Below are 12,008 nucleotides of genomic sequence, written 5' to 3'. Positions count from 1 at the left end.
CTGCACCGCCCGTTCCACCGTGCTCGCCGTGGAGGAACTCCTCGCCCAGCCCACCCCCGGCGCCCTCACCCCCGCGGGTGCCTTCGGCGCCGACTTCGTCCTCCGCGTCGAGGGCTCCCGTCGCTTCGACGCTCTGTGATGATCCATCCGAGTGCCGGGTCCGTTTGACCCCAGACTGGTGGAAAACCGCGCGGGGCCGGTGTGTGTCAATGAGCGGGGGTCCCTTAGCAGCCGGGTCTCAGTTGGCTATCCTGCACTTCGGCGGATCACCGGTCCGTCCGAGCTTCAGGGAGTCCACGGGGCTCCTCGGAAGGATGGCGACATGGACGGGCGCTGCAGGCTCCTCGGGGAGTCGCGCTTCAACTGCCGGAACCTGGCCGGGGCGGACGGGGTGCGTGGAGACTCGGGTGGGACGGAGGCCGTTCGGTGCGCTTGAAGCTGAAGCAGAAGGTGATGCTGTCCCCGGTGGCCGCGGCGGTGCTCCTCGGGGTCCTCGTCGTGGTGGCGCTGGCGGGCGGTCCGACGTGGCTGGTGGTGGTGCTGGCGCTCCTGGCGATGGGGACGACGGCGGGGCTCGCGTGGTGGTTGCACCGTGACCTGGCCGAGCCGCTGACGCGATTGTCCGAGGTGGCGCGGCGCATCGCGCATGACGGTGATTTGTCGCAGCCGCTGGAGCTGGGTCGGCAGGACGAGGTGGGCGAGCTGAGCCGGAGCCTGCAGGTGATGGCGGACCGGCTGCGCGACGTGCCGGCGACGCTGAAGTCCGTGGTGGAGGAGCTGTCCTCGGCGGCGACGCGGCTGACGCAGGCGAGCCAGGACCAGGTGAACTTCCTGACGAACCAGTCGCGCAGCCTCACCGAGGCGAGCACCACCATCGCCGAAATCGCGCAGACCTCCAGCATGGCCGCGAGCCGCGCGGAGATGGTGCTCAAGGTGGCCGCGCAGGCGGACCAGTTCAGCTCCTCCGGGCAGCACTCCATCGAGCAGAGCGCGGAGGGCATGCAGCAGATTCGCGAGCGGGTGGGCGCGCTGGTGGGCAGCATCGCGCACCTGAGCGACCAGGCCGTGCACGCCGGCGAAATCATCAGCAGCGTGAAGGATTTGGCGGACCAGTCCAACGTGCTCGCGCTCAACGCCGCCATCGAGGCCGCGCGCGCGGGCGAGGAGGGCCGGGGCTTCGCGGTGGTGGCGAGGGAGATGCGCGCGCTCAGCGGGCAGTCGCTCCAGAGCACCCAGCGCATCGGGAAGATTCTCCTCGAGATCAACCAGGCCATCCGCCAGACGACCTCCATCGCGGAGGGCGACAGCGAGAAGATGGAGCAGAACATCGAGCAGGTGCTGGCCTCGGCGAACTCGCTGAAGGAGATCACCACCGTGGTGCAGGAGAGCAGTCAGGCCGCGCGCCAGATTGTCGCCTCCGTCACCCAGCAGAACGCGGGCATCGCGCAGATGACCGAGGTGATGACGCAGCTGTCCTCGATGATGGCGGACGTGGTGACCTCCACCATGACGGCCGAGGAGGCGGTGACCCAAATCAACGCCACCCTGGGGCGGCTCGAGTCGCTGTCCACGTCGTTCCGCGCGTAGCGTGCGTCGCTCCGGGCGGCCCCCTCGACGAGAGCGAGATGAGGGCCGCCCGTCGAAGCCGCGTCACTCGCCCTGCATGAGCCCGGTGATGCGCCCGTTCTCGTGGACGGTGATGCGGCGGGCGGCGGGCTCGCGAGGCAGGCCCGGCATGGTGAGGATGTCGCCGGTGAGCGCGACCATGAAGCCCGCGCCCGCGGACAGGCGCACCTCGCGCACGGTGAGCGTGAAGCCGCGCGGCCGGCCCTGCTTCGTCGCGTCGTCGGAGAGCGACAGGTGCGTCTTGGCCATGCACACCGGCAGCTCCGCGCCGCCCAGCTCGCGCACGGTCTCCAGGTCCTTGCGCGCGGAGGCCGTGAAGGCCACGTCGTCCGCGCCGTACACGGTGCGCGCAATCGCGCGGACCTTCTCCTCGGGGGACTGCTTCACGTCGTAGAGGAAGCGCGGCCTGGGCGGAGACGCGTCCGTGCCGTCGAGCATCGCGAGCACGCGGTCCGCCAGCTCCAGCGAGCCCTCGCCGCCGCGTGTGAAGCCGTCACACACCGCCATCTCCACGCCGCGCTCCCGGCCGAAGGCGCGCAGGGCATCCAGCTCCTCCTGCGTGTCCTGGGGGAAGCGGTTGACGCAGATGACCGCGGGCAGGCCGAAGGCGCGCACCGATTCGAGGTGCTTGTCCAGGTGGTCGAAGCCTCGCGCGAGCGCCGCGCCGTCCGGCTCGGCGACGCGGGCGAGCGGGGTGCCGCCGTGGTACTTGAGCGCGCGCAGCGTGGCGACGAGGACGACGCCGCGCGGCCACAGGCCCGTGCTCCGGCACTTGATGTCGAGGAACTTCTCGGCGCCCAGGTCGAAGCCGAAGCCCGCCTCCGTGACGACTTCGTCCGCGTACGCGAGGCCCATGCGCGTGCCCACCACGGAGCTGCACCCGTGGGCGATGTTGCCGAACGGGCCCGCGTGCACGAGCGCGGGGCCGCCCTCTCGCGTCTGGACGAGGTTGGGCATCAGCGCGTCCTTGAGCAGGGCGACCATGGCCGCCGCCGCGTCCACGTCCCTGGCGCGCACGGGCTTGCCGTCCGGTGCGTGGCCCACGACGACGCGGCCCAGGCGCTCCTCCAGGTCCTGGAGGTTCTCGGCCAGGGCGAGGATGGCCATGACCTCGCTGGCGGCGGTGATGTCGAACGCGCCCTCGCGCGGCACGCCGTGCGCCTTGCCGCCCAGGCCCACGATGACGTTGCGCAGGAAGCGGTCGTTCATGTCCAGCGCGCGCCGCCAGCGCACCCGCGTCGAGTCGATGGCCACCGGCTGGCCGTAGTACACGGCGTTGTCCACCAGCGCGGCGAGCAGGTTGTTGGCGCTGGTGATGGCGTGCAAATCACCCGTGAAGTGCAGGTTGATGTCCGCCGCGGGCTCCAGGCTGGCCTGCCCGCCGCCGGTGCCTCCGCCCTTCACGCCGAAGACGGGGCCGAGGGACGGCTCGCGCAGCGCGGCCACGGCGCGGCGTCCTCGGCGACGCAGGCCCATGGCCAGCGCCACGGACATGGTCGTCTTGCCCTCGCCCGGAGGCGTGGGGTTGATGGCGGAGACGAGCACGAGGCGGCCTTGTCTTCCGCCCTGTTTGCCGAGTGCACCGAGGGAAACCTTGGCGCGGTTCGTGCCCCACGGGTGCACGTCGTCGGGGGACAGGCCCAGCTCGGCGCCCACTTCTGCGATGGGTCTCAGCTTCATGCAGGGGACTCTCGACGCGCGCGGGGCACGGGTCAACCGATGTGGTGTGGGCCCGTCCGGGGCGGGACGGATGTGGGCGCGGGGTGAGGTGCCGCGCGGCGGACGGATGTGGGGGCGCGCTGGGCGGGACGTGATGGCGATGCGGTGACAGGGCGGGGTGTGCGCCGCTGGTTGGGAGGTGCGGTGTGGCACTTGCTCGTGAGGCGCCTGGTGCTGATAGGCGAGCACCGTGACGCCGGGGTGTCCGCGCGGAAGTGTCTTGGTGTCAGAGCCCTCGCGCCGTGGTTCGCTGACGGGCCGTGCGCAGGTGCTTTCGCACCATGAGGGTGGAGAGCCCCACGCCTGTCGCCAGGATGAGCCAGGGCCAGGCTCCCGCGCTGGCCAGTCGTCGTGTCAGGTCGCCGAGCGCGGTGCGCGGGAGTTGGGCCAGGAGCAGGAACGTCGCGGTGGCGAGCACGAAGAGGGCGAAGCCTCGGCGCAGGACTCCGGGGGCCACGCGTCCGGCGAATCTTCCTCCGAGCATGCTCCCCACGAGGGCGATGGCGAGCACCTCGCTCGTGAGGCGCCAGGGGAGCTCCGCATGGCCCAGATGGCCGATGAGCCCCGCGGCGCACTGGAGCGCGATGACCACCAGCGAGGTGGCGGTGGCCATCGGCGTGGACAGGCCGACCAACGTGAGCGCGGGGACGATGAGGAAGCCGCCTCCCGCGCCCACGAGCCCCGAGAGCGTTCCTACGCCCACTCCCTGCACCACCACGCGCACCACGGAGACGGAGGAACCGCTCGCGATGCTCGCGGGACGTGGCTCCTCGGTGCGCCCCAGGGACACGGAGGAATCGCTCTTGATGCTCGTGGGATGTGGCTTCTCGGTGGGCCCCATGGAGACGGAGGAATTGCTCTCGATGCTCTCGGGACGTCGCTTCTCCGTGGGCCGCGTGTGCTGGTCGACAGCGGTCGAGATGCCTGGCTCGGCTTCCGTAACCTTCACTGCATTCTGTACGGACGTAGCTCGTGCGTCCGAGATGCCGGTCGTGACGTGGTCGCTCGTCACCGGCGCTGGTGCATCCGAGCGCAGCAGCATGGCGACCGAGGCCGCGACCATCACCCCCGCGAAGCACAGCAGCAACATCGTGGGCGACAGGAGCGGGTTGAGCTTTCCTCCCAGGAACGCCCCCGCCATCCCTCCCGCTCCGAACAGGAGCGCCGTGCGCCACCGCACCCGGCCCGCTCGCGCATGCAGTAGCGCGCCGCTCGCGCTCGTGACGCCCACCACCACCAGCGACATGGCGATGGCCGTGCGCGGCTCCACTCCCAGCACGTACACCAGGAGCGGCACCGTGAGGATGGAGCCCCCGCCTCCCAGCAACCCCAGCAACACTCCCACGAGCAACGCGCCCGCCATCCCCACGGCCCACATCATGGACGACTGCCTCCTCCAGGCTTCGCGACCGCAAGCAGGTCCCGGACCTCTCGCAGCGTCTTCTCGAACGCCGCCGCGTCTCCTCGCTCCTGCGGCGGCTCTGCCTGGAGCGCATCCAGCACCGCTCCGAGCGCCTCTCGCGACGGCTCCGGTGCCAGCGCCTCCACCGCGGGCACGCGCATCCCCGTGAGCCTCGCGCGCAGGGTGTCTCGCACCTGTCCGAGGCTCGGGAGCGGCTCCGTCGTCAGCCGCACCACCGGCAGCGCATGCGCGTTCCACGCGAGCATCCCGCCCGCCAGGTTCATCACCCGCGTGAAGCCCATCGCCACCAACTGCGTGGCCGCCTTCGCGGACCTCGCACCCGAGCGACAGATGAGCAGCACCTCCGTGTCCCTCGGCCACAACGTCGCCGCCTCGCGCAGGGTGGTGAGCGGCGCCGGATGCACGCCCTCGAGGTGACCCAGAATCCCATCCAGCTCGACGGGCTCGCGCACGTCCACCAGGTGCAGTCCCGGGGGCCGCCCGGTCGCGAGCTGCTGGACGTCCACGTCGCGATAGCCCTCGGGCCGGGGAGGGGCGTTGTCGTAGAGGTGACTCAAGCTGCGGCTCCTTCGATTCGAGCAAAAGGGTCCCCGCTCCGCGTCCCTCGGGGGAGGCGGCTGGGACCCTGGAAGTGGTGAGGGGTCACCTCACGCGGACGGTGACTGGGACTCCGCCGGGGCGGTGAGGCCGCAGGCGCGATTGGCCGGCACGGCCACGTCCAGCTTGCGCGGCGGCGGAATCTGGCGCGACTTCATGAAGTGCACGAAGTCGTCCCGCGTCCTGCCCGCGAGGCGTGGGTTGTGTCGCTTCTCCTCGCCCACCGAGGACGACGTGAAGCCCGCGTAGTCATGGGCAGGGAACACCTCCGTCGCGTCCGGCAGGACGAACAGCTCGCGGGTGATGGAGTCGTAGAGCTGCCCCGGGTCTCCATTCTGGAAGTCCGTGCGGCCCGTGCCGCGCACCAGCAGCGCGTCCCCCGTGAACAGTCGGCCGTCGCACAGGAAGCTCAGGCTGTCGTCGGTGTGACCCGGCGTCTCCAGGACGCGCAGCTCCAGCTGGCCCACCCGCACCACGTCGCCATGCTGGAGCTGCCGGTCGACACAGGGCGCGCCCTTCGCCGAGGCCATCACCCGGGCGCCCAGGCGCTCGCGCAGCTGCCCGGCGCCGGTGACGTGGTCCGCGTGCACGTGCGTCTCCAACACCACCACCAGCTTCAACCCCAGCTCCTCCAGCAGCCGGGTGTCCCGCTCCACCTGCTCCAACACGGGGTCGATGAGCACCGCCTCCCGCGTCGCCGGGTCCGCCAACAGGTAGGTATAGGTCGAGGACTCCGAGTCGAAGAGCTGCCGGAAGAGCATGTCCACTTCCCTCCTGGGTTGGTCGCAGCGCACGTCCAGCGGTACTGCGAGCCCCATGCCAGCGAGGCGGCTCCGAGTGACGGCCCGAGCCCGCCGGTCGTTGCACCCACTTCGAGGAAACAGGTGAAACACCTGGGTGAAACGGCCGCCCCGGATTCGAGGACGGTCGCTCGCTCAGCGCGCAGCTTCGCCCAAGGTCCGCAGGCGGCGCCAGAGTGTCACGCGACTGACGCCAAGCAGTCGCGCGGCCTCGGAGCGATTGCCGCCCGCCCGGGCGAGGGCCGCGCGCACCTGCTCCTCGTCGAGCGTGGCGCCGGTCGTCGCCACGGGGAGGCGGGTGAGCGCCTTCGCCTCGGAGAACTCGGGGGGCAGGTCCACCTCGCGCAGCACCGGGCCCTCGCCGATGACGTAGGCGTACTCCATGACGTTGCGCAGCTCGCGCACGTTGCCGGGCCAGCCGTGGGACTCGAGCAGCTTGCGCGCACCAGGCGCGATTCGCTCCACACGCCGCGTCCCCCGCTGGTGCAGCTCGTCGAGGAAGCGCAGCGCGAGCGGGAGAATGTCGCCCCGACGTTCTCTCAGCGTGGGGAGGAAGATGGGGACGACGCGCAGGCGGTACATGAGGTCCGCGCGGAAGCGGCCGGCCTCGACCTCGCGACGCAGCGCGCGGTGGGTGGCGGCGATGATGCGCACGTCCACGGGGACGGGGGCTCGGCCACCCACGGGGATGACGGTGCGTGTCTCGAGGACTCGGAGCATCTTCGCCTGGAGGTCGAGGGGGAGCTCCGCGACTTCATCGAGGAAGAGCGAGCCGCCGTGCGCGAGCCGGAAGTGCCCCGGGCTGTCTCGCACCGCGCCGGTGAAGGCGCCGCGCACGTGGCCGAAGAGTTCGCTCTCCAGGAGGCTGGGGGGGAGGGCCGCGCAGTTGATGGCTCGGAAGGGGCCCTTGCCGCGAGGGGACAGTTCGTGCAGCGCGTGCGCGATGTGCTCCTTGCCCGTGCCGGACTCGCCTCGCACGAGCACGCTCGATTCGGTGCGCGCGACCTTCTCGACGATGCGGAAGACGCGGCGCAGCTCCGGGTCCTGGGTCCACAGGCCGTGGAACACCTCGGCGCCCTCCAGGGCGGGAGGGGAGGTGTCCTGGCGGACGGTGAGCGCCCAGCCGTCCTTGCCGAGCGCTGTCGCGCGGACCCGGATGGTGCCTCCGGCGCGGAGCCTCGCGGTCGTCTCGCGTCCCGTGGTGAGGAGTGCGTCCAGGCGCTCGGCGCCACCCTGGAGGCAGAGCAGCTCCGTGAGCGGTGTGCCCTCGCGCACGGGGGCGACGAGCTGGGACTCCAGCGCAAAGGTCGCGCCCACGACGCGGCGCTCCGCGTCCACGAGGAGCACTGCGCCCGCGAGCGCGTCGAGCGCGGACAGGGCGAGCCGAGGCGGACGCTGCGGAGGGCGGGATGTGGGCATGCTCCGAGGTGCATAGCGCGGAGCGGGTTCGCGGGCACGCCCGTGGTGTCTCACGCCCGCCCGCGCAGCATGCCCTTCCAGTAGAGCTGCGGCAGGCCGTACTTCTTCATCAGCCACATGTCCCGTCGCTCCTGCATCGTGTCGATGAGCGGGAAGCTGGGCGTGGGCTTGCCGTCGTAGTCGAACTCCGCGAGCAGCAGCTTCCCGTAGCCCGTGGTCAGCGGACACGAGGCATACCCATCGTACCTCGCGGTGGGCGCACGGCCCGCCATGACGTCGCGCAGGTTGCGCACGAGCACCGGCGCCTGCTTGCGGATGGCGGCCCCCGTGCGACTCGTGGGCAGGTCCGACGCATCCCCGAGCGCGAAGACGTTCGGGAACACCGGGTGCTGGAGCGTGTGCTTGTCCGCGCGCACCCAGCCACTGCACGCCCCCTCGCGCGAGGTGAGCGGGCTGTCGCGGATGAAGTCCGGCGCGCTCTGCGGCGGCGTGACGTGGAGCAGGTCGTAGCCCAGCGTGACGCGTGTCTTCTGCCCGTCCCGCATCGTCTCGAACGTCGCCTCGCGCCGCGCTCCATCCACCGCGACCAGGTCATGTCCGAAGTGCGTCTGGATGCCGTAGCGCTTCACCACGTCCTCCAGCACCCGCGCGAAGGGCTGCACCCCGAAGATGGCCTTCGCCCCCGAGCCGAACACCACCCGCGAGCGCTCCAGGATGCCCGTGCGGCGGAAGTGGTCGGCGGCCAGGTACATGATCTTCTGCGGCGCCCCCGCGCACTTCACCGGCGTGGCCGGATGCGTGAAGAGCGCCGTGCCGCCCTTGAACGCCTGGAGCATCCGCCACGTCTTGGGCGCGAGCCTCACGTCGTAGTTGCTGCTGACGTGCTCGGTCTCCAGCGCGTCGCGCAGACCCCGCACCTTGTCCCAGTCCAGCTGGATGCCCGGCGCCACCACCAGGAAGTCGTAGCCCACGCGCAGCCCGCCGCGCGTACGCACCTCCTGCCGGACGGGGTCCACCTCCTCCGCGGCGTCCTTCAGCCACTTCACGCCCCGGGGGATGAGGTCGGCCTCGTCGCGCACGGTGTCCTCGACGCGCGCCTCGCCCGCGCCCACCAACGTCCAGAGCGGCTGGTAGTAGTGACGCTCGGAGGGCTCCAGGATGGCCACGCCCTTCTGCCCCAGCCTCGCGAGCCGCGCCGCCACGCAGATTCCCGCCGTGCCTCCGCCGATGATGAGCACCCGGTGACGCTCGCTCACGGGTGCCACGTAAGGCATGGGCGTCGTCGCCGGGTCGGTGCAGCCGCAGTCCTCGCTCGCGTCCATCGTGCTCGCTCCCTGCCTGGGTGAAGTCGGCAGGGAGCCTTAGCAGGGCGCATGCCACCATCGTCCCCGAGTGCGGCCCCTGTGTGCGCTGGCACGCGGCGCTGTTTCACCCCGTTTCAAGGTGTTTCATGCAACACGGCCCGGAGGAGCGAGCGTCCTGGAGAGGACGTCCGCTCGACCGGGCCGTGGGGGCTGCCGTCGCCGCGTGCGCTCGGAGCGCTACTTCCCGAAGATGCCGCGCAGGCGCTTCTTGGCTTCCTCTTCCGCGCGCTTCTTCGCCTCGGCCTCCAGGCGCTTCTTCTCCTCCTCGGCCTTGGCCTCCAGCTCCTTGCGCTTCGCCTCGGCGTCGGCGCGCAGCTTCTCCTCGCCGCCCTCGATGGCCTGTTGCACCTGCTGACCCCGCTCCCCGCCGATGAGGTTGCCCGCGAGCGAGGACGCGGCCAGCTTCGCCAACGTCGTCACCGCCGGCTTCACGTCCACGCCGGTCACCTCGGGCTTCCACGCCGGACCCGTCAACTTCAGGCCCACCGGGATGTCCGACGGCGGCGTCACCTTGCCCAAGGTCAGCGTCTTCACCGTCGACGGCGTCAGCGCCACCGCGCCCGTGAGGTCCAGCGTGCCGTCCAGCTTGATGCCACCGTCGAAGCTCATCGCCGCCTCCGGCCGCGTCCACGTGATGGGCTTGGACAGCTGCGCGACGCCGTTCTTGATCTGCACGCCGAAGGGCAGGTTCTCGCTGAGCGACGTCACCTCGTTGCTCTTGAGCGCCTTGGAGGCGAAGGGGAGCGCCTTGGCGAGCGGCTCGGAGACGGACGACACCAGGTCCTTGCCCAGCAGCGTGCCGCCCAGGATGTTGCCGCTGATGCCGCCCAGGAGCGTCTCCTTGAGCTTCTCCGGCGTGTAGCCGATGCCCTTCACGTCCACGTTCCCGTTGAACGTGCCCGTCATCACCTTGCGCGGCGTGGCCTGCGCGATGGCGTCCGCCACCTGCACACCCTCCACCTTCACCTTCGCCTCGAACGGGCGCTGCGGCGCCGCGGGGCCCAGGCGGATGCTCGTCCCGTCCGCGACCACCTTCCCGCCGAAGACGCCCGAGGAGAACTTCTCCACGGTGATGAGGTCGTCCGTCATCTTCACCACGCCGGTGACGTTGGTGAGGTCCATCTGCGTGTAGCGCAGCGTGCCCACCGCGAAGCGGAGGTCGCCCCGGTAGCCGTTGAAGCGCGCGGGGTCCTCGGGGGGCAGCTCCGCGGACTCGGGCGCGGGCACCGTGCCGCCGTTGCGCGCCGCCAGCTCCTGCTCGTCGAACAGCAGCGCGTCCGCGTCCAGCTTGTTCGCCTTCACGTCCGCGAAGAAGGTCGTCGTCTGCTTCTTGCCCGTGCCCGCCGTCGCGAACGACGCGCTGCCCGTCACCGTGTCCTGGAGGAGGTTCGCCGTCATCTTCGGCACGTCCACCTTCATGCCCACGCCGCCCTTGCCGGGCGCGTACGTGCCCGCCGCGGTCAGCTCCATGCGCTGGCCCGGGGCCTTGTCCACCAGCAGGCCCGGGCGCAGGTCCACGCCGGACAGGTCCGCCTTCGCGTCGAACTTCAGCGCGCCGCCGCTCGCCGCCGCGCCCGTGAGGCTCGCGGTGAGCTTCATGGCGCCGCCCGCGTCCTTGGTGAGCTGCGCGGGCACCCGCAGGCGCACCGGCGTCAGGTCCACCGACACGTTGATGGCCTGCGCGGCCTGGGTCCCGCTGGCGCGCACGTCCAGGCCGATGGGGCCGGCAATCATCCCCTGGAGCTGCTTCTTCAGCGGCGGGTAGTACTCGGCGAGCACGGCCGGGTCCAGGTTGCGCCCCACCAGCTCGAAGCCCTCCACCGACGGCGTGTCCGACAGCATGCCCTTCACGCGGCCCTTGCCGGTGATGTTCGCCGGGCCCAGGTCCAGCTTCAGCTTGTCGAGCGACAAGTCCCCCGTGGCCAGGTCTCCGGCGACGTCCGTGTCGAGCACCACGTCCAGCGCCTTGCCGCCCTCGGCGCCCGCGAAGCGCAGGCCCAGCGCGGAGATGGCGCCGACCAGCCGCGTGGGGCCCTTGCCACCGGGCACCGCGCTACCCAGCTCCGCCTTCCAGTCCGCGTCCAGCGTGCCCGCCTGCAGGCCCACGTCGGGCGGCAGGAAGGGCCCCAGCGGGGACAAATCAATCTTCTCTGCCTTGAGCGTCACACGCTCCGGCGTGGGAATCAGCGTGGGCGGCAGCGGGGCCGCGTGCAGCGAGAGCTTCAGGTTCTGCTTCTCCGCGAGCACCGCCGCGGCCAGGTCCACCGCCAGCGGCTTGCCGGCGCGCAGGTCCTTCACCTCGATGTCCAGGTCCTTCACCGCCAGCTCGCGCGCGCCCTGTCCCCCGGCGCGGTCGACGAAGCGGATGGTGCCGTCGGTGAGCGCCGCGCGCTCCACGTGCACGCCGGACAGGTCCGTGGGCTTCTCCTCCTCGGGCTTCGGCTCCTCGGGAGGGGACTGCTCCTCCAGGCGCTGGAGCAGGCGCTGCACGTTGGTGGTGCCGTCGGCCAGGCGCACCACGTTGACGGTGAGGCCGGACACCTCGGCGTTCTTCACCTGGATGTCCTTGCCGCTCGAGGAGAGCAGCGGGCCCACCGCCACGCTGACGTCCACCTTGGCGAGCGTCGCGAGCGGCAGGTCCTCGCCCTCCGCGGCGCCGATGGAGACGTCCTCCACCACGGCGCCCACGCTGGGGAAGAGCTGGGTGGAGATGTCGCCGATTTCAATCGGGCGGCCCAGCTTCTGCGAATACGTGGCGGCCTGCTCCCTGGCCGTCTTCAGCAGGATGGCGTCGAGCCGCCAGAGCACCACGAGCACGGCGACGACGAGGAGCGCGAAGACTCCCCCGAGCACGTACGGCCAGCGGCGCTTCTTCTTCACGACGTCGGACATCGCTTGGTTCCTCCTCAGGTGAGCGGCCCCGGGTCTCGGCCCGGCGCGGAGCCTGGGCTCACGTCGGGACGCTTAGCCCAGCCCGGGGCGTGCCGCACGCGTCTGGCGCGGCCACGTATCGGGGGGGCTCGGCGGGGGCCTCATCTCATCCCGGGACGGTGGAGGCTG

The 12,008-nt window shown here is 71.2% G+C and carries 8 protein-coding genes; 1 reads left to right on the top strand and 7 read right to left on the bottom strand.

Features of this window, described 5'->3' with window-relative positions:
* Window positions 1-426 precede the first annotated feature (426 nt).
* A complete protein-coding gene (locus FL311_RS34890) occupies window positions 427-1,587 on the top strand; it encodes a methyl-accepting chemotaxis protein (RefSeq protein WP_228557293.1) in 1,161 nt (386 codons plus the stop codon).
* A 63-nt stretch (window positions 1,588-1,650) separates the two neighbouring features.
* Here FL311_RS34890 and FL311_RS34885 read toward each other — a convergent pair whose 3' ends face one another.
* The 7 genes from FL311_RS34885 to FL311_RS34855 form a co-directional block, all read right to left on the bottom strand.
* The gene (locus FL311_RS34885) at window positions 1,651-3,306 is read right to left on the bottom strand and encodes a formate--tetrahydrofolate ligase (protein WP_141332011.1); all 1,656 of its coding nucleotides are present in this window, start codon (window positions 3,304-3,306) and stop codon (window positions 1,651-1,653) included.
* Between the two features lie 265 nt (window positions 3,307-3,571).
* Window positions 3,572-4,726, bottom strand: a complete 1,155-nt coding sequence (locus FL311_RS34880; RefSeq protein WP_141332010.1) for a sulfite exporter TauE/SafE family protein — start codon at window positions 4,724-4,726, stop codon at window positions 3,572-3,574.
* Window positions 4,723-5,325: a rhodanese-like domain-containing protein gene (locus tag FL311_RS34875; protein WP_141332009.1), complete on the bottom strand. Its 603-nt coding sequence runs from the start codon at window positions 5,323-5,325 to the stop codon at window positions 4,723-4,725. The genes FL311_RS34880 and FL311_RS34875 overlap by 4 nt, the downstream gene beginning before the upstream one ends.
* A 90-nt stretch (window positions 5,326-5,415) precedes the next feature.
* Entirely contained in the window at window positions 5,416-6,126 is a 711-nt protein-coding gene (locus FL311_RS34870; RefSeq protein ID WP_141332008.1) for an MBL fold metallo-hydrolase, read from the bottom strand.
* A 174-nt stretch (window positions 6,127-6,300) separates the two neighbouring features.
* Window positions 6,301-7,584 (bottom strand): sigma-54-dependent Fis family transcriptional regulator, encoded by a 1,284-nt coding sequence (locus FL311_RS34865; protein WP_141332007.1) that lies wholly within the window; start codon window positions 7,582-7,584, stop codon window positions 6,301-6,303.
* 50 nt (window positions 7,585-7,634) lie between these two features.
* Entirely contained in the window at window positions 7,635-8,906 is a 1,272-nt protein-coding gene (locus tag FL311_RS34860; RefSeq protein ID WP_141332006.1) for an FAD/NAD(P)-binding oxidoreductase, read from the bottom strand.
* Between the two features lie 219 nt (window positions 8,907-9,125).
* Window positions 9,126-11,840 carry an AsmA family protein gene (locus FL311_RS34855; RefSeq protein ID WP_141332005.1) on the bottom strand — a complete coding sequence of 905 codons (2,715 nt, stop codon included), beginning with the start codon at window positions 11,838-11,840 and terminating at the stop codon, window positions 9,126-9,128.
* Window positions 11,841-12,008: the final 168 nt, after the last annotated feature.

It is taken from the genome of Myxococcus sp. AB025B, from assembly GCF_006518215.1.
GTDB classification, from domain to species: domain Bacteria; phylum Myxococcota; class Myxococcia; order Myxococcales; family Myxococcaceae; genus Myxococcus; species Myxococcus fulvus.
Note: the sequence above shows the minus strand (reverse complement) of the source record. Positions and strands in the feature narration are given on the sequence as shown.